This window comes from Candidatus Accumulibacter sp. ACC012 (genome assembly GCF_907163155.1).
GTDB classification, from domain to species: Bacteria; Pseudomonadota; Gammaproteobacteria; order Burkholderiales; family Rhodocyclaceae; genus Accumulibacter; species Accumulibacter delftensis.
The window spans coordinates 163371-187510 of sequence record NZ_CAJQUC010000008.1; the positions used below are offsets into that span (position 1 = coordinate 163371).

Here is a 24140-nt window from a genome sequence, read left to right on the forward strand (position 1 = left end):
CCGGCTCAGCCTTGAGGGACCAGACCAGTTGCAGGCGACGCGAGGTTGTCGACTTGACTGCGACGTTCGTCCTTGCGGGCAGCGGTCCGGTAAATGGATTGATAGGGTTCGAGTTCATGATGTTGGCCCATAATCAGGTTTGCGAGGTCAAACAGGGTCTGCCGTGTGCCGCGGTAGCCCACCCAGGTGCGGGCATGAGCGCCCACGCGGTCGTACTGCGGGAAGCCCGCACGCAGCAGCGGCAGGCCGAGTCGGCGTGCGCTCTCGAGCGCATGCGAATTGGCGATCAGCAATTGCGCGCCAGCAGCACGCGCCTGCGTTTCCAGGTCCTCCAGATCGCCGACGATCACCTTCGCGATCGGCAACCGCCGCAAGCCCTCGGTCTTCGCCGAACTCACCGCGGCCACAATCTCGGCGCCCATGCCGGTCAGGAAGCGGACCAGCATGGCGAGCAGATCGGGATCGGCGGCCAGTGCGATGCGCGCAAAGCCGAGCATGAAGTGGCTATCAACCATCGCATCCTGCAACTGCGCACGCTGGCGCTCGATTCCCGGCGGCACCCGCTGGCCGGAAATCGTCGCCAATAGCTGCGTAAACTCGTCGCAAGCGTCCAGGCCCATCAAGCCGACGAAGCGGTAATCGGGCACGCCAGTGGCAGCTTTCAGGCGGTCGGCGGCGGCGTTCAGCGACGCGCCGACGACCAGTGTGGCGATAGACTCGCCCAGGCGCGCGATTTCCGCGCGCGGCGTGCCGCCGATGGTCAGCGGCGAAAACTCGGCTTCGTCGAGGTGACCATCGAGCGAATCGCCGATGTCGGGAACGATCACCGGACGCAGTCCGAAAGCTTCGATCCATTCCTTGACGGCTTCGATATCGCCCGGAGTGAGCATCGCCGGGGCGAGCACGTTGACCTGCCGCGGGCGTTTGCCGATGCAACGGCTTTCCGGTACCAAAGTCTCGAGCAAGGATTCGACGGCCAGCGCGTAGCCGCTTTCCAGGCAGCCGATGGTGTCCGGGGTATTCACCGGCACCACGGTGACGTGGGCAAACTCCGGGTGAGCGCTGCGGAAATCGCGCAGCACGCGCTGGATGTCGATGCCTTGCGTTTCCGAGAGGCCCGTAGTCACCAGGCCGATCACGTCTGGAGCGCTCTTGTCGCACAGCGTACGCAGGGCCTCGATGATGTTTTCGTCGGCGCCCATGATCGTCGACACCTGATCCATCGCCGTCGTCTGCAGCGGCACGGGCTCGCGGAAATGGCGCACGAAGAAGACCTTGCCAAAGGCCGTGCAGCCCTGCGAGCCATGCATCAGCGGCAGGCTGTGCTTGATGCCCAGGAAGACCAGCGCAGCGCCAAGCGTCTGGCTGACCTTCAGCGGATTGACCGCCAGGGCCTTCTTGCAATGGATGACTTCAGCCATTTTTCCTTGCCCCCTCCCCCACTCCCGCCACCGCTCCTACCGCCGGTACGCTGACCTGGCTGCTCTGGGTGGCCCACGGCGCCGGTCGCCTGACGGCCTCCCAGACCGGGCTTTCGATGGACAGAGCCAGTTGGCGGGCGAGTTCGACCATGCCGGCGTAGCCGGCGTAGCCAAACTCGCGTTCCTGGTTGATGTCCAGGAAAGGAATGCGTGCCTTCAGCGCCGTGTAGAGATTGCGTCCGCCGGCGATCAGAATATCGGCGCGATATTCCTTATAGATCGACAGCAGTGTTCTGGCACTGCCTTCGTCGATCATTCGGGCGTCGTCGCCCATCAATTCGCGAATGCGCGCCTTGTCTTCCTCGGTGGACTTCCTGGTGCCGGTCGCAACGACCGTCATCCCCATGTCCTGCAGGGCTGAAACGATCGACCAGGACTTGACGCCGCCGGTATACAGCAGCACCCGCTTGCCCGCGAGGCGTTGCCGCCAGGGCTCGAGAGCGGCCGTCGAGCGGACTTCTTCGCGGGCGATCACGGCTTCCGTGCGGCGAGCCAGATCCGCGTCGGCAAGCAGGCGAGCGAAGTCGCGCAGGGCAGAGGACATGTCCGCCACGCCATAGAAACTGCCTTCGAAAAAGGGTTGCCCGTAGCTGTCCCGCAGCTTGCGCGCGACATTGAGCAACGCCTTGGCGCAGACCACCATATTGACCCGTGCGCGATGCATGGTCTGTACTTCACGAAAACGCGCATCGCCCGACAGCGTGCCCAGGATGCGCAGTCCGAGTTCGTCGAAGAGCGGCGCGATAGGCCAGAATTCGCCGGCAATGTTGTACTCGCCGATCAGATTGACGTCGTAGGTTGGCAACCCGTCGGCGCGCGGCGTAGCGGCCTCGGGCTCGCGGGTACCAATCACGTACTTGAGCATTGCTTCACCGGCAAGGCGATTTCCGAGATTCTTGGTGCCGTAGAAACCTGCCGCATCGACCGCAACGACCGGCGTGCCCCAGCGCTCACTGGTGGCCTTGCAGACCGCTTCGACATCGTCACCGATCAGAGCCGGAACGCAGGTGTTGTAAACGAACACCGCTGCCGGCGAATAAGTATCGATGGCCTGCTTGATGGCGTGAAACAGGCGCTTTTCGCCGCGACCCATGACGACATCGGTTTCCGACAGGTCGGTGGTCATGCCAATGCGAAAGAGCCTGACGCCGGAAGAGCGGGTGCCGCGGTTGTCCCATGAAGATCCGGCGCAGCCAATCGGGCCGTGCACTATGTGCGCCACGTCGGCGATCGGCAGCAGCGTGATCTGCGCGCCGTCAAAGGAACAGCCGCCGGCCGTGGCGCCCGGTGCGGGTCGGGCGCATCCCGACTTCTCCTTGTGGTTGTGACTACAGGCCGGCTCGTCGAGCAGTACCCGGATGTCGCTGGTCTTCATGTGCTACTCCAGTTGTCCTCCCGATACTCAGCAAGATGAGTGCCATGCCTACAGATCTGTTTTACATGGCTTTTTCTAGTCTTGCGCTTGTCGCAAAGCCGACAAAACGACGTCACAGAGACGCAAGAAGGCAACAGACCGGCTGCCTGCCGTGGCAGCCGACAGCTGGGGCCTAGTCGTCGCCCTCAAGTTGCCGCCGTGGAACGGTTTCCGGATCAGCGAAGATGGCGCGGTAGATTTCGATGCGGTCGCCCGGCTTGAGAGCGGCATCGAGCTTGACTAGGCGGCCAAAGACACCGACTTTCTGTCTTTTCAGGTCGATATCCGGAAACTGCCTGAGAACGCCCGAACGTTCGATGGCGTCGGCGACGGTCGACGCTTCCGGCAGCTCGATAGTTACCCAGAGCTGCTGTCCGGGTTCTGAATAGGCAATACCAATCTGCATTTCGCTCTCCTCAGGCGGTGACGCCAGCGGCACTGCCGGCCGCTTTGCCGGCGCGAGCCTGCAGGCTCCTTTCCAGCATCCGCTTGCCCGCCAGGAGGAAACCGAGAACGGCAAAACCGCCTGGCGGCAGAATCATCAGCAGTGCACCACCGTAGTCGGGAATCTGCATTTCGAGGAAAGCGAACGATGGGCCGAGCAGATTCGATGCCTGCGCGAACAGCGTACCGGCGCCGAGCAATTCGCGGATCAGGCCGATCACCGTCAAAGCGCCGGTGAACCCCAGCCCCATCGCCAGGCCGTCGACCGCCGCCGCGAGCACGCTCGACTTCACGGCGAAGGCCTCGGCACGACCGAGAATGGCGCAATTGCAGACAATAAGCGCGATGAACAGGCCAAGCACCTTGTACAGGTCGTGCAGCCAGGCATTCATGGCCAGGTCGACCACTGTTACCAGAGTCGCGATGAGCACCACGAAAACCGGGATTCGCACCTGTGAGCTGACCGTATGACGGACCATCGCCACCAGCATGTTGGCGGCGACCAGCACCGCCGTGGTCGCCAGGCCCATGCCGAGGCCGTTGGTGCCGCTGGTGGTCACCGCCATCGCCGGACAAAGCGCCAGCATCTGTGACAAAACCACGTTCTGGTCCCACAAGCCGTCCTTGATGACCCGGCGGAGATTTTCGCTCATCATTCTTCTCCCAGAATTTCCTGACGATGCGCGCTGAAGAACGCCAGCCCGCCCTTGACCGCCTTGACCACCGCGCGCGGCGTGATCGTCGCGCCAGCGAATTGCTCAAAGGCGCCGCCATCCTTTTTGACAGCCCATTGCGCCGGCGACGGCTGGTGCAACGACTTGCCGCTGAAGCCCTCGATCCAGGGTGACTTGGCGGCTTCGATTTTGTCGCCGAGGCCTGGCGTTTCGGCGTGCTTGATGACGCGCACGCCGAGCGTCGTTCCGTCGGTGTCGAGTGCCATCAACAGCTGGATGTCGGCGGCGTAACCGCGCTCGGCGACCTTGAACACCGCACCCCTGACCTTGCCGCGCTGACGCGCGCGATAGATGGTTACCGGCTGGCCGTCACGTTCGATGGTCACCGTGTCGCCCAGCAGGTCATTGTCGGCAAAGCCTTGCGGCAGCACATCGCTGAGTGAGGTTCGCAAATCCCTGGCTTCGGCAGCGACAATGGCTTCGCCGGTCGCTTGTGAAACCCAGGCGAGTGCACCGCTGGCCAGCAGCGCGAAGCTGCCGAGCAGAATCGGCTGGTAGGCGACTTTCTCGCGGAAGGAAGAAAAGTTCATGCCGCGCTTTCCGGGATGCTCAGCGGCTTGCCCTTACGGTCGCGCCCCAGGATGCGGGGCTTAATGAAGCGGTCGATCACCGGTGTCAGGGCATTCATCAGGAGCACCGCAAAAGCCATCCCCTCGGGATAGCCGCCGTAAGTGCGGATCACCCAGGTGAGCAGGCCAACCCCCGTCCCGAAGACGATCTGTCCGGCACCGGTGTTCGGCGATGTGACGTAATCGGTGGCGATGAAGAAGGCACCCAGCATCGCCGCACCCGACAGCAGGTGCGCCGAAACGCTCAGGTAGCGCCCCGGGTCGACGGCGTGCCCGATCGCCGCAGGTAGTGCCAGTCCGAGCAGAACGGCAAGCGGTGTGTGCCAGCTGATGACGCCGCTGCGCAGCAGATACAGGCCACCGGCAAGAATCAGTAGCGACGCCGATTCGCCAAGACTACCGGCGCGCGTTCCAAGCCACGACAACAGCGGCGCCGACGCGCCGCTCAGCGAGTGCAGCAGATCGATACCGCGCCCCAGTTCAGTTTTCGAGAAGCCGAGTAGCGATGCGCTGGCCATGGCATCGGGCGGTGGCAGGCTGGTCAGAAAAACGTGCAGGCTGTCCACGAAGCCCGGCGCCGCCAGCGGCGTCAGCGGCAGCGGCGTCACCCACTGCGTCAGCGGTAGCGGAAAGGAGACCAGCAAGGCCACCCTGGCCACCATCGCCGGATTGAAAACGTTCTGCCCCACTCCGCCAAAGACCTGCTTGCCGACCACGATGGCGATGAAGCCACCGACGACGGCGACCCACCATGGCGCCCACGGCGGCAGGGTCATCGCCAGCAGCCAGCCGGTGAGCAGCGCCGAACCATCACCCAGCGAGCGCTTGATCGGCCGCCTGTCCATCAACTTGAGCGCCAGCGCTTCCCAGCCAAGGCATGACAGAATGGTCAGCAACCACAGAAAGAAGGCCTGCCAGCCGAAAAGCCAGAAGCCGTAAGCGGTTGCCGGCAGCAGCGCCATCTGCACCCGAAACATCGTGCGGGCCACTGTGTTGCCGCCATGCGCATGCGGCGAAGCGAGCGAGCCGACAGCTGGCGTGGCGGCTTTCATGCCCGCTTTCATGCGCTTTCTCCCGCCTGCTCCGGCAGCCGCGTAGCCGCCACGACAGCTGCTTTCGGAGCACTTTGCTGAGCCGCCCGTTCGGCCTTGCGGCGGGCAGCGGCAGCGGCTTTTTCGCGGTCTTCACGTTCGAGGCGTTGCTGCCGCGCCAGAGCCATCTTTTTCGTTGCCTCACCGCGCAACTGCGCCCGCTGACGCGCCGAAAGCTCGCCCTTGGCGTGATAGAAATACTGGACCAGCGGGATGTGCGAAGGGCAAACGTAGGCGCAACAGCCACAGGCTATGCAATCGGAGAGGCCAAGATCGACCGCCGCGTCCAGGTCGTCGTGGCGGATGCGGGCGCTCATTTCCAGGGGCAGCAAACCCATCGGGCAGGACTTGACGCAACTACCGCAGCGAATACAGGCCTGCGGCTCGACAGCCGCCGCTTCGCCGGCATCGAGCAGCAGGATGCCGCTGCTGCCCTTGACCACCGGCACGCGTGCGTGCGGCAGGACGACGCCCATCATCGGCCCACCCATGATTAGTCGCGCCACCTCGCCTTTGCTGCCACCGCTGAGGGTAATGAGATCGCTGACCAGCGTGCCAAGAAGCACCTCGTAGTTGCCGGGTGCCACAGCAGCGCCACCATTGAGCGTCATCATCCGCTCCACCAGGGGTCGATTCAGGGCTACTGCCTGATGCGCGGCACAGGCCGTGGCGACGTTGTGGACAATGACGCCGACGTCGGCAGCACGAGCGTCGGAGGGCACTTCGCGGCCACTCAGTTCGACGATCAACTGGCGATCCGAGCCCATTGGATAGCGTGCCGGCACCGGCACGATCGCGACCTCGGCAAAAGCGGCCGCCGCACCGCGCATGCTGGCGATCGCTTCCGGCTTGTTGTCCTCGATACCGACCTTCGCCTGTGCAGCGCCGGTAGCCATCAGCATCAGGCGAATGCCGCTGACGATATCCGCGCCGCGCTCACGCATCAGACGGTCATCGCACGAGAGGTAGGGCTCGCACTCGCTGCCGTTGACGATGAGCGTGTCGATTCCGGAGCGGCGCCCCAGATTCAGCTTCACCGACGACGGAAATGTCGCGCCACCGAGCCCGACGACACCCGCAGCCGCGACTCGCGCGGCGATTTCAGCGGGCGACAGGGCGAAGGGATCGGCAACCGGATCGCTCTCGATCCAGGCGTCTTCCCCATCCACGTCGATCGTAATTGCCATCCCCGGCAAACCTGAGCTATGCGCTGCGGTGATCTCGCCGATGGCGCTGATCGTTCCCGATGTCGAGGCATGCACGGGGGCCGAAATGTTGCCATGCGCGGCAGCAATCATTTCCCCCTTCTTCACCTTCTGCCCGACCAGGACCACCGGCCGCGCCGGTGCGCCGACGTGCTGCGCGAGCATCAGGTGTACGCGCTCAGGCAGCGGCAGTCTGCGGCTCGGCAGGTCGGCAACCGGGCGCTTGTGGTCGGCTGGATGCACGCCCCAGTCGTCGCCGACGAAGTGCTTGAGCGCCTTCATGATTCCCATGATTTGCTCACGCCGCCAGCGGTCTGGGCATCACCCAATGTTGCAGGGTAATCAACACCGGGCGCATCGCCAACGCTTCGGTCGGGCAACTGTCGACGCAGTTCTCACAGCCGGTACAGGCTTCGCGAAGGACATTGTGAATCTGCCGCGAGGCACCGAGGATGGCGTCCGTCGGACAGACCTTGCTGCAGCGGCAGCAACCAATGCACAGTTCCTCGACGACGACGGCGATCTTGGGAGTATCGTCAGCAACGCCGGCAAGATCGAGCGTGATGCCCAGCCTGGCGGCCAGGGTCGTCGCCAGCCGCTTGCCGCCCGGCGGGCAGCAGCTAGCCAGGGCCTTGCCTTCAGATGGGCAACAGGAGGGCGAAGCGGCGGTGGCGATCGCGGCCGCCGCGGCCGCACAACCCGCAAAACCGCATTGGCCGCAGTTGGAACCGGGTAGCAGTACCAGTAGCTCCTCTTCCAGCGGGTTGCTTTCAACCTTCAACAGGCGGTTGGCGATGCCGAGGATGATGCCGAGAATGGCGCCGAGAACGGTAAGGCTGAGGATGGCGATCATGGTGAGTTCCTTGAACTTGAGCTGCCTTGCGTTAAACGTTCAGGCCCGAGAAGCCCATGAAGGCGAGCGCGAGCAGGCTGATGGTGACAAAAGCGATCGGCGCACCGGCGAAGGCGGCGGGCACCTGCGCCAACGCCACCCGCTCGCGCAGGCCGGCGAAGATGACCAGCACCAGCGTGAAACCGAGCGCCGAGCCGAAGCCATAAAGCAAGCTCTTGAATAAGCTGAAGCGCTGCTCGACATTGAGCAGGGCGACACCAAGCACGGCGCAGTTGGTGGTGATCAGCGGCAGGTAGAGACCGAGCGACTGGTAAAGAGCAGGGCTGGCCTTCTTGATGAACATTTCGGTGAACTGCACGACGGCCGCAATGACCAGAATGAAAGTCAGGAGGCGCAGGTAGCCCATGCCGAATGGCCGCAGCAGCCAGTTATCGAGCATCCACGAGGCGGCAGCAGCCAGGGTCAAGACGAAGGTCGTCGCCAGCCCCATACCGAAAGCGCTATCAACGCTCTTGGAGACTCCCATTACCGGGCAGAGACCAAGGAACTTGATCAGCACCACGTTGTTTACCAGGGCTGTGGACAGTAGCAGGAGGATGACTTCGCTCATGGCGGTGCGCTTTCCGGTTGTTCTGTCTGCTGTGGTGCACAAGCCGTGCCAAAGCGCGCCTCTGCCCCGGAAATCCTCCGCCGACACGCGTAAACCCGCGTCGATGCACGCTTTTGCCGTGCCTGCACCAGAAAGGGGAGTCAGCCGTGCGGCGCCAATGTCGCAAACCCGACAGACAATTCGTAGGATTTGCCGCGAACGTGGCTGCAGGCCAGGCTGCGGGTGCGTATTCAGCAGGCGGCATAAAACCTGCTTGTGCTCCTGCAGAGATGCATCCGACGCTACCCAACGCACCCTGAGGAGTCACTCGATGTCGGCTATCCCGCAAGTCAAGGCCCGCTCTGTTCAGCAAGCGAAGGAACTACCGCCGGAGATTTACCGCCAGGCGGTCGATCAGGCCGACCTCGCCATTTCGATCACCGATCCCAAGGCCAACATTCTCTTCGCCAACGCCGCCTTCACGCGCGTCACCGGCTATCCCGCCGAGCAACTTATCGGCATGAACGAATCGCTGCTCTCCGACCAGACGACCCGGGACGGGATCTATCAGACGATGTGGCGCGAACTCACTGCCCAGCGGCCGTGGTCGGGAAAATTGCTCAACCGCAGAAAAGGCGGCGAGCCGTATCTCGCCGAACTGACCATCTCGCCGGTGCTCAATGGCCACGGCGAGACGACTCATTTTCTCGGCATGCAGCGCGACATCACCGAGTTGCACCGCCTCGAACGCGTCGTCCTCAACCAGAAGAAGCTCATCGAAGCAGTGGTCGATGCCGCCCCGATCGCCTTTGCGCTGCTCGATCAGAGCGGCCGCGTCCTGCTCGACAACCACGAATACAAGAAGCTGCTGACCACCCTGCAGGTCAACGAACCCGCGCACACCCTGCTCGACAGCGTCGCCCCGAACTGGCGGGAGGCGCTGGCCGCAAAGCCGACGAGTTGCGTTTTCGCCAATCGCGAGGCACGGGTCGACCGCGGCGCCGGGCGCCCGCTCTGGCTATCGATCACCACCTCGCAAATCGAAATGCGCAGCGACTGTGCCGACAGCTACTTCTGCGAGGGCTGTCAGGTCGGTCTGCTACTGGTCATTGCCGACATCAGCAGCCTGCGCGAAGAACGGGAACGCGCCCGCACGGCCGCCATGCAGGCCGTTCTGGCCGACGAGGAACGCACCGCCGCCATGCGCGAGGGACTCACCGCCGCCATTTTCCGTCTCGAAGAGCCGCTGAACGTCATGGCCTCGGCAGCCGCTGTCCTGCAAAGACGCGACCCGGCCAGCGCCGGTGTCCTGCAGCAAGCACTGACCGCCAGCCGCGAGCACCTGGAATTGCTGCGGCAAGTCATCCCGCAAGCCCCACAGGACATCATCATCCCGGTCAATATCAATGAAATCCTGCGCGATGTGCTGGAAATCTGCACGCCGCGGCTGCTCGGCGCTGGCATCGTCGTCGACTGGCGGCCGACAGCGACGCTGCCACCGGTCATCGGCCGCCCGTTGCAACTGCGCATGCTGTTCAAGGCGCTGGTCGACAACGCCATCGAAGCGATGAGTTGCAAAGGCTGGCGGCAGCGCGAACTGAGCCTGAGCAGTACGCGCGGCCGCGACTGCATTGTCGTCACGGTCAGCGACAGCGGCCCCGGCATCCCCGCCGACCAGCGGCACAAGGCCTTTGAACCCTTCTTCACCGGCAAGAACAGAAACACCGGGCATATCGGCACCGGCCTGTCGCGCGCTCAGCAGGTGATGGCAGACCACGCCGGCAATATCGACATCGAGGAGAGCGCCAGCGGCGGTTGTGCGGTGATCGTCGAATTTCGCCTCGGCAGCGGCCCGACCGCTCGCCCCGACGGCTACCCGATCTAAGCGCAAGCGCATCTGGAAAGAGCATGCACGTACACCCCATTCATCGCGCAGCGGACACGCCACCCGCCAACGGCTATTGCCGAACGCACGAGTTGAACATCCTTCTGCTCGCTGCGTTGTACGCCGTCAGTCGCGTCCTCAGCCGCTCGCTGCTGTTCAGGGAAACGCAACGCCACGTATTGCGTATCCTGCAGGACGAGGCCGGGCTGACTTGCGGCATGATCAGCGTGCTCGACCCGCAATCAGGCAACCTGAAGGCACACGAGTTGCACCATCCGGCCGGCGTTGGCGACGTGCAGAACGTGCAGTACCAGCCGGGCGAAGGGATCCTCGGACTGATGCTCGAGAAGCCGCGAACGGTGATGCTCAGGCGGGTTGCCGACGAGCCGCGCTTTCTCAACCGGCTCGGCATCTACCAGCGCGAATTGCCGTTCATTGCCGTGCCGATCCGGGTTGGCGGAAACCTGCAGGGAGTTCTCGCGGTACAGCCCGGCGAGCCGGACGACGGCCTTCTTGAGGAACGTGCGCAGTTCGTCGAAATGGTTGCCAACCTGATTGGACAAAGCCTGCGCCTGTCGCTGGAAGTCCAGCACGACAAATCGACGCTGGTCGAGGAACGCGATCTGTTGCGCCGTACCGTCCGTCATCAGTTCGGCTTCGACAACATGGTCGGTCGTTCGGCGGCCATGCGCCGCGTCTTCGACCAGGCACGACTGGTCGCCAAGTGGAACACGACGGTGTTGATTCGTGGCGAAACGGGCACCGGCAAGGAACTGATCGCCAACGCCATCCACTACAACTCGCCGCGCTCGCGCAGCGCCATGATCCGTCTCAACTGCGCGGCACTGCCGGAAACTCTTCTCGAATCGGAACTCTTTGGCCACGAACGCGGCGCCTTCACCGGCGCAGTCGAGGCGCGCAAGGGGCGCTTCGAGCAGGCGCACGGCGGCACCCTCTTCCTCGACGAAATCGGCGACGTCTCTGGCCCTTTCCAGGCCAAGCTGCTGCGCATTCTGCAGGAAGGCGAGTTCGAGCGCGTCGGCGGCTGCCGGACAATCAAGGTCGACGTGCGGGTCATCGCCGCCACCCACCGCGATCTGGAAACCGCCGTCGACATGGGCGACTTCCGCGAGGACTTGTTCTACCGGTTGAACGTGATGCCGATTTTTCTGCCGCCACTGCGCGAACGTATCGAGGACATCCCGGAAATCGTCCGTCACCTTCTCGGCAAGATCGGCCAGGAACAAAAACGCAAGCTCAACCTCACTGACATGGCGCAGCGCCGGCTGGCCAATCACGATTGGCCAGGTAACGTGCGCGAACTGGAAAACTGTCTCGAACGCGCCGCCGTGCTCTCCGAAAGCGGGCGTATCGACGTCGACCTGATCCGCTTTCCGAGTGTTCGCGAACGCCCGGCGGCAAGGCCGCAACGCGGCCCGGGCGCGAGCGCCATCACGCGGACTGCGGGCTCTGGCCTTGGCAGCGCTTCCGCAATCGATTTCGACGACCCTGATCTCTCGGAGAAGGAACGCGTCATCGCGGCGCTCGAACAGGCCGGCTGGGTGCAGGCCAAAGCCGCACGCATCCTGGGAATGACACCGCGCCAGATCGCCTACCGCATCCAGACCCTGGCCATCGACGTGAAGCAGTTCTGAGTACGGCCGCGGAAGCTAAGGCGATTTCTGTCAAAGAACATACCATCTTGCTTGTCTTTTCGCCCGTCTTCTGTGTTACGACAACAGTTACGAAGTTCGACTATGCGCCTGTTGTCGCGCCTTGAAGCCGACCGAAAATCCGGCGCAATCTGGTACGTTCTTTTCCGGCAATCGCCTAAAGTCCCGGACCGGCTTCCGGCCTGCAAACGGGCGAGCAAGTGCAGGCCTCGACGCGACATTGTCGGAAACCCGACAATTCGGCAAACAGACAAGCTGCTGAATTATCTATCTTCATCGATGGCATGCAACTTGCTGAACAGATGTCATGGAACAACAGGAGATCACCATGGCCATTATCCCCTATCAGACCGGCGATCTGGTCTTCGCCGCCGAGGACATCTTCAACGATGGCGGCGTACCCGGCATCGAGGCACAAGGCTTGATCGCCGCAGCCGGGTCGCGCGGCGTAATCATCGATAGCGGCGTTGCCGCCATGGACGACAGCCGTGAAGTCTATCTGGTGCGTTTCGAAAGCGGCCCCGAAGCGATCCTCGGCAATCCCGTCGGCTGCCTGCCCGAAGAACTGACGCAAGACCCCGTCCTGGCGGCGTGACGACGATGGCCAGGATCGGCATCTTCTTCAGCAGCGAGACCGGGCGCACGCGAATGGTCGCGCAATACATGGCCAAGAGTCTGGGGGGCGCTGCTGCCGCGCCGGTCAATATCGTCGACGCAACGCTGGCCGACTTTCTTGCTCACGACGCGTTGATTCTCGGCAGCCCGACGCATGGCAGCGGCCAGCCGCAGGGTCCCGCCTTCGGCGTCTGCCCGGCGCCCTGGCAGAGCTTCCTGGCGCAGCTCTCGGACACCGACCTGTCGCGCAAAGTGGCGGCGGTCTACGGCGTCGGCGACCAGAGGAACTACCCCGGCGCCTTCGTCAACGCGATCGCCGTGATTCAAGACGCGCTCCTGGCGCGTGGCGCGCGCGTCGTCGGTCGCTGGCCGACGACCGGCTACGACTTCACCGCCTCGAAGGCCGTCGACCAAGGACAATTCGTCGGGCTGGCCCTCGACCAGATCAACCAGCCGGGATTGACCGGACAGCGCATAGAAAGCTGGCTCGCACAAATCCGCAGCGAGTTGCTGCCATGAGACCCCCCATGCTGCTGCTTCTCGCGCTGCACGCACTCCTCCTCACTGCGCCCTCGCACGCTGAGCAGGTGATGGTCGCGGTCGCCGCCAACTTCACCGCGCCGATGCAGAAAATCACCGCCGAATTCGAACGTGCCTCCGGGCACAAGGTACTGCTTTCCTTCGGCGCCACCGGCAAACTCTTCGCGCAGATTGTCAATGGCGCGCCCTTCGAGATCCTGCTCGCCGCCGACGAGCAGATTCCGGCGCAACTTGAGAAGGACGGCTACGCGGTCAACGGCAGCCGTTTCACCTACGCCACCGGCCGCCTCGCCCTGTGGTCCGCACAAGCGCGAAAAGTCGATAACCCGGGCGACGTATTGCACCAAGGCGCCTTTACCCACCTCGCGCTGGCCAACCCGAAAACGGCGCCCTACGGCGCGGCGGCAATCGAGGTGATGACGAAGCTCGGTGTTCTCGCCAGCGCGCATGAAAAAATCGTTCAGGGCGAAAACGTCGCGCAAACCTATCAGTTCGCTGCCAGTGGCAATGCCGACCTGGCTTTCGTCGCGCTCTCGCAGGTCTGGAAGTATGGCAGGATCAGCGCCGGCTCCGCGTGGATCGTGCCGAGCAACATGCATCAAGCGATCCGCCAGGACGCAGTGCTGCTCGAGCGTGGCCGCGACAACGTGGCAGCCGGCGCCCTGCTCGCCTACCTGAAAGGCAACGCGGCCAGAGCCATCATCCGGTCCTACGGATACGCGCTGTGAACGGCGTCAGCGGCAGCGCCAGTGGGAACGACGTCACCCGCGGCACCAGCCAATGCTGCCGCGATCCGCGCCGCGGGCACCACGCATGGACGATAGCGACCTCGCCGCCGTCTGGCTGACGCTGCGTCTGGCGACAGTGGTGACCATCGTCCTGCTGATCTTCGGCACGCGTATCGCCTGGTGGCTGGCGCACACGCGCTCGCCGTTGAAGGGTGTTGTCGGTGCCCTGGTCGCCCTGCCGCTGGTGCTACCGCCGACGGTCCTCGGTTTCTACCTCCTGATCGCGATGGGGCCGAACGGGCCGGTCGGGCATTTCACCCAGGGGATCGGCCTCGGTCTGCTTCCCTTTACGTTTACCGGCCTGGTCATCGCCTCGGTCTTCTACTCTCTGCCCTTCGTCGTGCAACCGATCCAGAACGCGTTCGAGGCCATCGGCGTACGCCCCATGGAAGTTGCCGCGACGCTACGTGCCAGCCCGCGCGACGCCTTCTGGTCCGTGGCGCTGCCGCTCGCCCGGCCCGGCATCGTCACCGGCGCCATCCTCGGCTTCGCCCATACCGTCGGCGAGTTCGGCATCGTGCTGATGATCGGCGGCAACATCCCGAACAAGACGCGTGTCGTCTCGGTGCAGATCTACGACCACGTCGAGGCCCTGGAGTACGCGCAGGCACACTGGCTGGCTGGCGGCATGGTCCTGTTCAGTTTCCTGGTCCTGCTGGCGCTTTACACCTTCAACCCTGCGCCACCACGAAGAGCGGTCTGAGGGTGCGCATCGAGGCCCGCTTTCGCCTCCAACGTGGTGACTTCACGCTGGACGTCGACCTGACGCTGCCGCAAACCGGCATCACCGCCTTGTTCGGCCACTCCGGCTCGGGCAAGACGACCTGCCTGCGCGCCATGGCCGGCCTCGAACGGGCCGGCAACGGCTACTTCGCGATCGGCCATCGCGTCTGGCAGGACGAAGCCAGCGGGATGTTCGTACCACCGTACCAGCGGCCGCTGGGCTTCGTTTTTCAGGAGCCCAGTCTCTTCCCGCATCTCTCCGTGCGCGGCAACCTGAACTATGGACAGAAGCGGGTGCTCACCGCCGACCGCCGTTTTTCCTTGCCGCAAATCGCTGACCTGCTAGGCATCGCAGCCCTGCTCGATCGCTCAGCCGGCGAGCTCTCCGGCGGCGAACGCCAGCGCGTGGCCATCGCCCGCGCCCTGCTCGCCTCGCCACAAATCCTGCTCATGGACGAACCTCTGGCAGCCCTGGACCTGAAGCGCAAGCTGGAAATCCTTCCCTACCTGGAACGGCTGCACGACGAGTTCTCGCTGCCGATCATCTATGTCAGCCACTCCCCCGATGAAGTGGCACGACTCGCCGAGCACCTGGTCCTCCTCGATCAGGGTCGGCTGGTGGCCAGCGGCCCGCTGCAAGACGTCCTCAGCCGCATCGACCTGCCCACCATCTTTGCCGACGACGCGGGCGTGGTCATCGAGACCCGCGTCGCAGCGCAGGAAGCGGACGGCCTGAGCCGCCTGGACTTCGCCGGCGGCCAGATCTACGTCTCGCGCCGTGACGAACCGATCGGCGCGCGCGTTCGCTGCCGCATCCACGCGCGTAACGTCAGCCTGGCGCTGGTGCCGCAATTGCACACCAGCATCCTCAACAGCGTGGACGCCTGCGTCGTCGATCTGGCGCCCACCGATACCCCCGGGCACGTTCTCGTCCGCCTCGATGTCGCCGGCGAAGCCCTGCTCGCCCGCATCACCCGGCGTTCGGCTGAGCGCCTGAAAATCTGCCCCGGTCTGGCGGTAAAGGCACAGATCAAGGCCGTCGCGCTACTCGCCTGAAACAGCGCACCCGCATCCGGGCCGGACCGGAACGCATGCGCCACTGCGGTGCAAAAAATTCCGCTTCCAGGCCAGCGACGCACCGCCTTATGGCGCGCATCGCGACGCCATGCTGCCGCACGAAAATTTTGCCAATAAAAGCAATGATCTAGAAACACGGGAAACCGCTGCAAAGCGCGCATGATTTTTGCATCCCGTGAGATCCTTGCTGTCTGGAAATCACGCCAATGAACAATGTCTATCGCCTCGAACCGAACTCGACCTTCGACCCCCTGCCGCCCGAGGGAACGCGAAGAGTCATCGACGATGAAGAACGTGTGCTCTACAACGATTACTGGATCAAGACCTATCCGGTGCCGGCCGATTCGCTGCAGGGCAAGAAGTCGCTGATCGAAGCGCTCGCCCGCCGGCTGTTCAATCACACCGAGCATGGACTCAACATTCCTGGCTGCCGACTCGGCGAAGCGCGGCAGTGTTACGCGGCCGAAGCCGATCCCGGGCGGCGTCGGGTCAAGGCCGGCATGCTGGCGGGGGCACTGTTCAACCGGGCCGTCGACATCTTCAGACGGCTCGTCGAATTGCAGGCCGATGGCATCGAGATCGGTTGCGACAACGCGCTGATGCGCGAATGCGGTCAATGCCTGCTCGAAGCCATGGAATTGGGCCGTTTCGTCCTGCACCGCAGCGGCGAGGAAGGCATCGACGAATTGTGGGGCGAACCTTTCCGGGCCTTCTCGATCCCGATCGAGGACTTCTACGAAAGCCGCTACGTCAAGATTGGCCAGAGCATGCGCGACATCGACCTGATCGCCGAGGCGATGATCGGCAACTTCAGCCGCATTCCCACTTTCGAGGCCGTCGCAGGACCGATCCAGGACTTCGCCAACGCCGCCAAGGTGAAAACCGAGACACTGCGTACCGACCCGGGTATCTTCGACGTCTGGTCGCACCTGGTCACCGCCGGCGAACGACTGGCCAACTTCTCGCCGCAAGCAGCGGCGGAAGCGAGCGAAAAGCGCCCGGTCAGCGCACTGCACAGCCTTTCTGACGGCTTGCAGCTGCTCCGCAACGGCCGCGACCTGGTGTTCTATATCGCCCGTGCACGCACGCCAATGCCGAAAAGCACGCGCGAATACATCGAGCGCTGCGCGGCCTACCTGGCCAACGGCCGGGTACCCTTCATGGCGGCTCCGCTGCCGGCCTGAGACGCGCCTGCTTCACCGCTCGTGGCGCGGGGTCGAACTCACCGCGGCCGGCCGCATCTTCCTCGCCCACACCAACAGCATCCTCAGCCTAGGGGATGGCGGCAATGCAAGCGCCCGCCTCGGCGCTGTTGCGCGCCGGGCCCAGGTACCGCGCCGCTTGTCGCGTTTCTGACAAAGAGCCGACACGAGCCGACAAGTGCCACGGCCGGCGTCGGTCAACACCCTGTTTCCACGATGTTTTCATCGCTGGCATGCGCCTTGCTGAACCTAGGCAACAGCATTCGAGGAGCACGCATCGTGGAACTTCCGGTTATTGGCAACACCGCCCAGCCAGCAGGCGGCTGCTCTTCCAGCGGCTGCGGAACAGCGCCGAACGCCCTCGCTCAGCTGCCGGACGCGATCCGCGCCAGGGTCCAGGACCATCCCTGCTACTCGGAAGACGCGCACCACTACTTTGCGCGCATGCACGTGGCGGTGGCGCCAGCGTGCAACATCCAGTGCAACTACTGCAATCGCAAGTACGACTGCGCCAACGAATCGCGCCCGGGCGTCGTTTCGGAAGTGTTGGCGCCGGACCAGGCGATTCGCAAGGTGCTCGCGGTCGCCGCCAGGATCCCGCAAATGACGGTGCTCGGCATCGCCGGACCGGGCGATCCGCTGGCCAACCCGAACCGCACTTTCGAAACTTTCCGGCAGCTGTCGGAACGGGCCCCGGACATCAAGCTCTGCCTGTCGACCAACGGCCTGAATCTGCCGCTGTACGTCGACGAAATCGCCAGGCACAACATCGACCACGTGACGATCACCATCAACTGCCTGGAGCCCGAGATCGGGGCCCGCATCTACCCGTGGATCTTCTGGAATAATCGCCGCATCCGTGGCCTCAAGGCGGCGCGAATTCTCATCGAGCAGCAGCAGAAGGGGCTCGAGATGCTGATCGCGTGCGACATCCTGGTGAAGGTCAATTCGGTCCTCATTCCCGGCGTCAATGACGAGCATCTCAAGGAAGTCTCGCGGGTCGTCAAGGCCAAGGGCGCATTCCTGCACAACGTCATGCCGTTGATCGCCGTGGCCGAATACGGCACCTACTACGGTCTGATGGGGCAGGCCAGCCCGACGCCGGAACAGCTGCAGAAGCTGCAGGACGCCTGCGCCGGCGACATGGCGATGATGCGCCACTGCCGCCAGTGCCGCGCCGACGCCATCGGCCTGCTCGGTGAGGACCGCGGTTCCGAATTCAGCATGGACAAGGTCGACGCGCTCGACCTCGGCGAAATCGATTACCAAGCGGCCATGCTCCGCCGCAAGGAAGTGCACGACGAGATCATCGAGCAACTGGAGCAGAAGCGCGCCGCCAGACACGCCGCGCCGACGGCTCTGCCGGTGACTGCGACTGCCAGCGACGACCCGGCGACGCTGCCGAGAGAAAATTTGCGCAGCGTCCTGATGGCCGTTGCCGGCAGGAACGGCGTCGTTGCTGACCACTTCGGCCACGCCCGCGAGTTCCTGATCTACGAGGCTTCGCCAGCTGGCGCGCGTTTCGTCGGCCATCGCAAGACCGACCTCTACTGCAACGGTCCCGAGACCTGCGGCGAGGACGGAGGGGATCCGCAATCGCTGCTCGAGCACATCATTGCCGCGCTCGCCGGCTGTGAAGTCGTGCTCTGCTCGAAAATCGGTTTCGAACCCTGGAGCAGGCTCGAAGCCGCCGGTATCATGCCCAACGGCGAGCACGCACTCGAGCCAATCGACGCCGCGGTGCTGGCCGTGTATCAGGAAATGGCGGCGAGCGGCCGGCTCGCGCAGCCGGCCGCAAGCAGAAAGGCAGCCTGAGCGTGGCCCTGAAAATCACCTCCGCCTGCCTCAATTGCTGGGCCTGTATCGAGGTCTGCCCGCAGCAGGCGATTTACGAAGCTCGCCCGCATTTCCTGATCGACTCCGGCAAATGCACGGAATGTCTGGGCGAGCACGAAGCACCGCAGTGCGCTTCGATCTGTCCGATCGAAGCGGCGATCGTCGATAGCCAGGGTGCCTATCTCAACCCGCCCGGATCGCTGACCGGGATCCCAGTCGCCAGGCTGATCGAATTCGGCCTGTGGCAGGGGGCTGACTGATGGCCATGCTCACTGCGATTCCCGGTGACGCCGCCGTCGAAATTGCGCCGGGCGTTCATTGGGTCGGCGCCTTCGATCCGCAGCTGCGCAACTTCGACATCATTCTGAAGACCGCCAACGGCACCAGCTACAACGCTTTCCTCGTGCGCGGCGAGAACGGGGTGGCGGTGATCGATACGGTGAAGGAACATTTCGCCGACGATTTCTTCCGGCGATTGGAGTCGGTGGCGCGCTACGACGAAATCACCACCATCGTCCTCAATCATCTCGAACCCGACCACAGCGGCGCCCTGCCCGAACTGCTGCGGCGTGCGCCGCAGGCGACGGTCTACCTCTCGAGCCGCGCCCAGATGATGCTCAAGGCACTGCTCAAACCCGGCGGCGGGCAAGCCCCCGAATACGTCCCGGTGAGCACCGGCGATACGGTCGAGCTCGGTGGCCGTACGCTGCGCTTCCTGCACACGCCCTACCTGCATTGGCCGGACACGCAGTGCACCTATCTGGAAGAAGACGGGCTGCTGTTCACCGGCGACATCTTCGGCTGCCACTTCTGCGACGAGCGCCTGTTCAACGACCGCGTCGGCGATTTCCGCTTTTCGTTTGAGTACTACTACGCGCAGATCATGCGGCCCTTCCGCGAGCACGTGCTCGACGCGCTGGCGCTAATCGAACCCCTAGCGCTGCACCTGATAGCGCCGGCACACGGACCGATCCTACGCCACCTTCCCCGTGACTACCTGCGCCGCTACCGCGAAATGGCAACACCGCGCCTGAGCAACAAGGCCCGCAGCGAGAAGACCCTGCTCGTCTTCTACCTGTCCGCCTACGGCAACACCCGGCGCATGGCCAAAGCGGTCGCCGAAGGCGCCGAGCGCATAGCCGGCGTGCGCGTCTCGCTGTACGACCTCGAGGGCAGCGATGCCGGCACTTTCACCGACCTCGTCGAGGAAGCTGACGGCCTCGCCTTCGGCAGCCCGACGATCAATGCCGACGCGGTCAAGCCGATCTGGGACCTGCTTTCGTCGCTGACCACCGTCAATATTAAGGGCAAGCTCGGCGCCGCCTTCGGCTCCTACGGCTGGAGCGGCGAAGCCGTGCGCATGATCGAGGATCGCCTGCGCGGTCTGAAGCTGCGCGTACCGGTCGACGGCCTGCGCATCAAGCTGGTACCCGACGCCGGCGAACTCGCGCTCTGCCGAAATCTGGGTGAGAACCTGGCTCGTCACCTGACCGGGCAGATCGAACACCGCGAAATGGATCTGGCGGCTCTCGCCTGACCCAGACAGTCATGACATGTGCAGTCACTCCCGATCATGAAAGCCATCGCCGGTCCGCTCGACTTGCAGTCCGGAGTCCGGCTTGCATGCTGGAATCCTTCCACGGGCAGGGAGCATGCTCCCCGGATCGGCCCGTCCCACCACACCGCCCCTTCTCCCGCAGGCGGAGAAGGGAGATTCGTAACTCGCGAACGCGACTTTGACGCCAGACACAGGAGATAAACATGCCAAGAGCAAAAGTCACTTTTCAGGATATCGACGTCTCGGTCACCGTTCCGGCCGGCACCCGCCTGATCGAAGTCTCGGAAAAGGTCGGTGCCGGCATCGTCTACGGCTGCCGCGAAGGCGAGTGCTGCACCTGCCTGACCAAGATCATATCGGGCGCCGAAAACTTCGCCCCGCCGAGCATTCTCGAAGATCAGGTGCTCAAGGACAACCTGGCGCCGCGCCGCCACCGGCTGGCTTGCCAGGCGCAAATCCTCGGTGGCGAGATCGTCGTCGTGCCGGCATGAGCCGAAGCGCGACCTCGTCTCGTAGTCCGCAAGCGACTACCGCCTCACAAATCAGATTTTGACGTTCTTCGCAACCGTTCTACAGGAGAAACACAAATGGCACTCATCACTTTCAGCAGCCCCTTGCATAGAGACAAGACGGTCTATGCCGTCGCCGGCAGTCACACCCAGACCATCCTCGCCTTGGCCAAGGAGCATCACATCCCGATCGACTTCGGTTGCCAGGAAGGCGACTGCGGCACCTGCCTGGTGAAGGTTTCTTCCGTCGACGACAAGCGCCGGCCAATGGGCGGGCCACTGAATGTTCGCGAAGTGGCCGCACTGAGCAACCTCGGCCACATCAGCAAGGCGGAGATCGAGAAGATGTACGTCGACGACATCCCGCCGACCCAGTGGCGGCTGGCCTGTCAGATGGTGGTCCGCGACGAGGACATCCTGGTTGAGTATCCCAGCAAATAAGCGAGGTCATCATGAACGCCCCGGATCGCCTGCCCTGGCCTGCAATCCTGCCGGCCGACCTGCTCGCCCTTCCGGCCAGCACCGCCGCCAGCGACCCCAACCGCTTCCTGTTCGCCAGAATGATTGCCAGCCAGGCAGCGTATGCCGGCTGTCTGCCTGATGATCTAGGCCTGGGCGCGAAGGACCACCGGCAGCTGCTCGCCGACTTTTTCCCCGGCTACGCGGCGACTGCCAGGGAGGCCGGCCGTCGCATCGAACAAGTCCCGGAATGGAGCGAGCTGCACCAGCTGCTGCTCGATCACCGCGCTGGCGAGCGCCATTCGGAAGCGTGGATTGCGGCGACCGTCGCTACTGCCTGCGCCGGCTGCGACCACCTCTGGCAGGATCTGGGCCTGATCGACCGCGACGAACTGACGGCATTGATGTGGCTTAACTTTCCAGAACTTGCCGCCGCCAACAGCGGCGACATGAAGTGGAAGAAATTCCTCTACCGGCAGTTCTGTTCGCGCGAAGGCATCTATGTCTGTCCCGCCCCGTCCTGTGGCGAATGCAAGGACTACACGGAATGCTTCGCTCCGGAGAACTGAGGCGATTGCCCGTGACGGGCCCCGAGCAATCCGACGGGCCCTGAGCAATCCCGAAACGCTGGCCAAGGCCCCTCCCTACCACCTACCACTCTCTACCCGGAAAACCTGTAGCGCAGCACCGGCCAGGCCGCAGCGGTGATTGCTCCGCGTCAGGCCGGCACGGTTTGACTCGGAGGCCGCGCGCGGGAACGAGCCAGGTCAAGGAAAGCGAAGACATCCGACTCGATCAGCACCAGGCCGAGTTTGGCGCAGAAGCGACGCTCCTTGTCGCTTGGCTTGCTGATCAGGACCCAGCCGGCCGGCCTAGCCGCCGCGTAAATGATATCGGCCATCACCATGCGCTCGGTGTCGCGGTTCAGACGCAAGCCCATCAGCAGGTATTGCTTGCCCCGGCGCAGTTCCTTGACCTCCGGCGGAATGGCGAAACCGCCCATAAGCTCGGTAATGTAGTCGACGTAGTCGGCATCCGAAGCCACGTAGGTCGGCTCGGGTTTTGGCGTGCCCATCGGCTTGAACAGGATCGGCAGCGCCGGATCGATCACCGCGCGTCTCTGATAGGCGCCGCCGTCCCAGGCGTAAAGCTTGTAGCGAAAATCGCTGCCGCCCAGGCGGGCCATGCCGACGATCAGATTGTGCGGCCGCGCGGCATGCGAATCCTGCAGTTGCGTGTCGCGGTTGATGTCGACGACGTAGCGCGGGCCGATCTCCTTGAGCCAGTCGTGCACCGCCGCGCGCGTCCACGCCGTCTCGCCATAGGTGTGACTGAGGAATTTGCTCACCGCGTTGCGGCCGCGCTTAAGTTCCACATTCATCGCGGCGCGCGGGAATTCGTACATCAGCTTGTGCGCCATCGGTTTGCCGCCATTCATGGCCAAAATCAGCGAATCGCTGTCGGCGGGAATCGAAGCGCCCGTCGCAACATTACTCACGTCGGCCAATACGCCGGGACCAAGATAGGGAACGATGCTGCCATCAGCGAGGCCGACGAGAAGTCTGTGCTGCAGTTCTGGGGTCATGGGATACGCTCTGTAGTGGGGATGCAGAACGTTTCGAGCAAGTTCCGGGCCGGAACCGAATGCCCGCAACGAAGGGCGTCTGCGAACACCGACGCGCAGATTTGTCGCCTTTGCTACAGCGCGGCAGGGCGCTTCCCGGACATACTCGCATTCCCGCATTCACGCATTCCCGCATTCCCGCTCGCAGCGCCACGCTGGCATGCGCGATAACGAACATTGTCGTCACCCCGACAAAACGTCGGTCGCTTGTCGCACCTCGGCGCCTCGCCGGGCGCCAGCTCTGAATTCGTTTCTCTTGTGAATTCAATCGCTTGCTTTATTTTCGTCGACCTGGCACGCATCCTGCGGAAGAGAGAGCGCGACGCTTACTGATTTTTCGCAAATCAACCAACAACGCAAGGAGATTACACCATGGCAAGACTCCGTCAGTGTGCCATCTATGGCAAAGGCGGGATCGGCAAGTCGACCACCACTCAGAACCTGGTGGCGGCGATCGCCGAAGCCGGCAAGAAAGTGATGATCGTCGGCTGCGACCCGAAAGCCGACTCGACACGCCTGATCCTGCACAGCAAGGCACAGACCACGGTGATGCATCTGGCTGCCGAAGCCGGATCGGTTGAAGACCTGGAACTGGAAGACGTTCTGTCGGTCGGCTTCGGTGGCATCAAGTGCGTCGAATCCGGTGGCCCGGAACCCGGCGTCGGCTGTGCCGGCCGTGGCGTGATCACCGCCATCAACTTTCTCGAAGAAGAAGGCGCCTATGACGAGGAACTCGACTTCGTCTTCTACGACGTGCTAGGCGACGTCGTCTGTGGTGGCTTCGCGATGCCGATCCGGGAGAACAAGGCGCAGGAAATCTACATCGTCTGTTCCGGCGAGATGATGGCCATGTACGCCGCGAACAATATCTGCAAGGGGATCGTCAAGTACGCCAATTCGGGCAGCGTTCGCCTTGCCGGACTGATCTGCAACAGCCGCAACACCGACCGCGAAGACGAGCTGGTGATGGCTCTTGCGGCGCGGCTGGGGACCACCATGATCCACTTTGTGCCACGCGACAACGCCGTTCAGCACGCCGAAATCCGCCGCATGACAGTCATCGAGTACGACCCCAAGCACAGGCAGGCCGATGAGTACCGCCAGTTGGCCGCCAAGATCGTCGCCAACACCAACTTCGTCATTCCGACGCCGATCGAGATGGAACAGCTGGAAGAGTTGCTGATGGAGTACGGAATCATGAGCGTCGAGGATCAGACGATCATCGGCAAGACGGCTGCCGAGCTGGCCGTCGAGGCGGCCTGAGCGACAGC

Annotated in this window: 25 protein-coding genes; 15 read left to right on the forward strand and 10 right to left on the reverse strand. The window is 63.6% G+C overall.

All coding sequences use genetic code 11. From position 1 onward, the window contains the following. Nucleotides 1-5: 5 nt before the first annotated feature. The 9 genes from nifN to rsxA form a co-directional block, all read right to left on the reverse strand. Nucleotides 6-1421 (reverse strand): nitrogenase iron-molybdenum cofactor biosynthesis protein NifN, encoded by a 1416-nt coding sequence (nifN, locus tag QZ648_RS10465; protein ID WP_291996951.1) that lies wholly within the window; start codon nt 1419-1421, stop codon nt 6-8. Continuing rightward, nucleotides 1414-2856: a nitrogenase iron-molybdenum cofactor biosynthesis protein NifE gene (gene nifE, locus QZ648_RS10470; RefSeq protein ID WP_291996952.1), complete on the reverse strand. Its 1443-nt coding sequence runs from the start codon at nt 2854-2856 to the stop codon at nt 1414-1416. The genes nifN and nifE overlap by 8 nt, the downstream gene beginning before the upstream one ends. 172 nt (nt 2857-3028) lie before the next feature. Next, nucleotides 3029-3301 carry an RnfH family protein gene (locus QZ648_RS10475; RefSeq protein ID WP_291996953.1) on the reverse strand — a complete coding sequence of 91 codons (273 nt, stop codon included), beginning with the start codon at nt 3299-3301 and terminating at the stop codon, nt 3029-3031. Nucleotides 3302-3311: 10 nt separating this feature from the next. After that, on the reverse strand, nt 3312-3992 hold the full coding sequence (locus QZ648_RS10480) for an electron transport complex subunit E (protein ID WP_291996954.1): 681 nt from the start codon (nt 3990-3992) through the stop codon (nt 3312-3314). Continuing rightward, complete coding sequence (gene rsxG, locus QZ648_RS10485; RefSeq protein WP_291996955.1) at nt 3992-4603, reverse strand: electron transport complex subunit RsxG; 612 nt, start codon at nt 4601-4603, stop codon at nt 3992-3994. The genes QZ648_RS10480 and rsxG overlap by 1 nt, the downstream gene beginning before the upstream one ends. Then, nucleotides 4600-5706, reverse strand: a complete 1107-nt coding sequence (locus QZ648_RS10490) for an RnfABCDGE type electron transport complex subunit D (protein WP_291996956.1) — start codon at nt 5704-5706, stop codon at nt 4600-4602. The genes rsxG and QZ648_RS10490 overlap by 4 nt, the downstream gene beginning before the upstream one ends. After that, entirely contained in the window at nt 5703-7229 is a 1527-nt protein-coding gene (gene rsxC, locus QZ648_RS10495; protein WP_291996957.1) for an electron transport complex subunit RsxC, read from the reverse strand. The genes QZ648_RS10490 and rsxC overlap by 4 nt, the downstream gene beginning before the upstream one ends. A 7-nt stretch (nt 7230-7236) precedes the next feature. Further along, nucleotides 7237-7791: an RnfABCDGE type electron transport complex subunit B gene (locus QZ648_RS10500; protein WP_291996958.1), complete on the reverse strand. Its 555-nt coding sequence runs from the start codon at nt 7789-7791 to the stop codon at nt 7237-7239. 31 nt (nt 7792-7822) lie between these two features. Then, nucleotides 7823-8401, reverse strand: coding sequence for an electron transport complex subunit RsxA (gene rsxA, locus QZ648_RS10505; protein WP_291996959.1), 579 nt, complete (start codon nt 8399-8401; stop codon nt 7823-7825). A 310-nt stretch (nt 8402-8711) separates the two neighbouring features. Between rsxA and nifL the strand changes: the two genes are divergently transcribed. The 14 genes from nifL to QZ648_RS10575 all read left to right on the forward strand — a co-directional run bounded on the left by nifL (nt 8712) and on the right by QZ648_RS10575 (nt 21814). Continuing rightward, complete coding sequence (gene nifL / locus QZ648_RS10510) at nt 8712-10265, forward strand: nitrogen fixation negative regulator NifL (protein WP_291996960.1); 1554 nt, start codon at nt 8712-8714, stop codon at nt 10263-10265. 23 nt (nt 10266-10288) lie between these two features. Continuing rightward, nucleotides 10289-11920, forward strand: coding sequence for a nif-specific transcriptional activator NifA (gene nifA / locus QZ648_RS10515; RefSeq protein ID WP_291996961.1), 1632 nt, complete (start codon nt 10289-10291; stop codon nt 11918-11920). Between the two features lie 346 nt (nt 11921-12266). Then, nucleotides 12267-12533 carry a nitrogen fixation protein NifZ gene (locus QZ648_RS10520; protein ID WP_291996962.1) on the forward strand — a complete coding sequence of 89 codons (267 nt, stop codon included), beginning with the start codon at nt 12267-12269 and terminating at the stop codon, nt 12531-12533. Between the two features lie 5 nt (nt 12534-12538). Further along, nucleotides 12539-13072, forward strand: a complete 534-nt coding sequence (locus QZ648_RS10525; RefSeq protein ID WP_291996963.1) for a flavodoxin — start codon at nt 12539-12541, stop codon at nt 13070-13072. A gap of 8 nt (nt 13073-13080) precedes the next feature. Continuing rightward, nucleotides 13081-13821: a molybdate ABC transporter substrate-binding protein gene (gene modA, locus QZ648_RS10530; protein ID WP_291996964.1), complete on the forward strand. Its 741-nt coding sequence runs from the start codon at nt 13081-13083 to the stop codon at nt 13819-13821. 85 nt (nt 13822-13906) lie between these two features. After that, entirely contained in the window at nt 13907-14584 is a 678-nt protein-coding gene (gene modB, locus QZ648_RS10535) for a molybdate ABC transporter permease subunit (protein ID WP_291996965.1), read from the forward strand. Beyond that, complete coding sequence (gene modC / locus QZ648_RS10540; RefSeq protein ID WP_291997026.1) at nt 14581-15660, forward strand: molybdenum ABC transporter ATP-binding protein; 1080 nt, start codon at nt 14581-14583, stop codon at nt 15658-15660. The genes modB and modC overlap by 4 nt, the downstream gene beginning before the upstream one ends. A gap of 227 nt (nt 15661-15887) precedes the next feature. Next, complete coding sequence (locus tag QZ648_RS10545) at nt 15888-16865, forward strand: hypothetical protein (RefSeq protein WP_291996966.1); 978 nt, start codon at nt 15888-15890, stop codon at nt 16863-16865. A 297-nt stretch (nt 16866-17162) separates the two neighbouring features. Further along, nucleotides 17163-18698, forward strand: coding sequence for a nitrogenase cofactor biosynthesis protein NifB (gene nifB, locus QZ648_RS10550; protein ID WP_291996967.1), 1536 nt, complete (start codon nt 17163-17165; stop codon nt 18696-18698). A 2-nt stretch (nt 18699-18700) separates the two neighbouring features. Then, nucleotides 18701-18979, forward strand: a complete 279-nt coding sequence (locus QZ648_RS10555) for a 4Fe-4S binding protein (protein ID WP_291996968.1) — start codon at nt 18701-18703, stop codon at nt 18977-18979. Further along, the gene (locus QZ648_RS10560; RefSeq protein WP_291996969.1) at nt 18979-20256 is read left to right on the forward strand and encodes an FprA family A-type flavoprotein; all 1278 of its coding nucleotides are present in this window, start codon (nt 18979-18981) and stop codon (nt 20254-20256) included. Before QZ648_RS10555 ends, QZ648_RS10560 begins: the two co-directional genes overlap by 1 nt. Nucleotides 20257-20480: 224 nt before the next feature. Next, nucleotides 20481-20768 (forward strand): 2Fe-2S iron-sulfur cluster-binding protein, encoded by a 288-nt coding sequence (locus QZ648_RS10565; protein WP_291996970.1) that lies wholly within the window; start codon nt 20481-20483, stop codon nt 20766-20768. A gap of 96 nt (nt 20769-20864) precedes the next feature. Then, nucleotides 20865-21227, forward strand: a complete 363-nt coding sequence (locus QZ648_RS10570) for a 2Fe-2S iron-sulfur cluster-binding protein (protein WP_291996971.1) — start codon at nt 20865-20867, stop codon at nt 21225-21227. 11 nt (nt 21228-21238) lie between these two features. Further along, nucleotides 21239-21814, forward strand: coding sequence for a nitrogen fixation protein NifQ (locus QZ648_RS10575; protein ID WP_291996972.1), 576 nt, complete (start codon nt 21239-21241; stop codon nt 21812-21814). 149 nt (nt 21815-21963) lie between these two features. Here QZ648_RS10575 and QZ648_RS10580 read toward each other — a convergent pair whose 3' ends face one another. Then, complete coding sequence (locus QZ648_RS10580) at nt 21964-22830, reverse strand: SIR2 family protein (protein WP_291996973.1); 867 nt, start codon at nt 22828-22830, stop codon at nt 21964-21966. 411 nt (nt 22831-23241) lie between these two features. On the opposite strand from QZ648_RS10580, the gene nifH reads away from it, so the two are divergent. Beyond that, a complete protein-coding gene (gene nifH / locus QZ648_RS10585; protein ID WP_291996974.1) occupies nt 23242-24132 on the forward strand; it encodes a nitrogenase iron protein in 891 nt (296 codons plus the stop codon). Nucleotides 24133-24140: the final 8 nt, after the last annotated feature.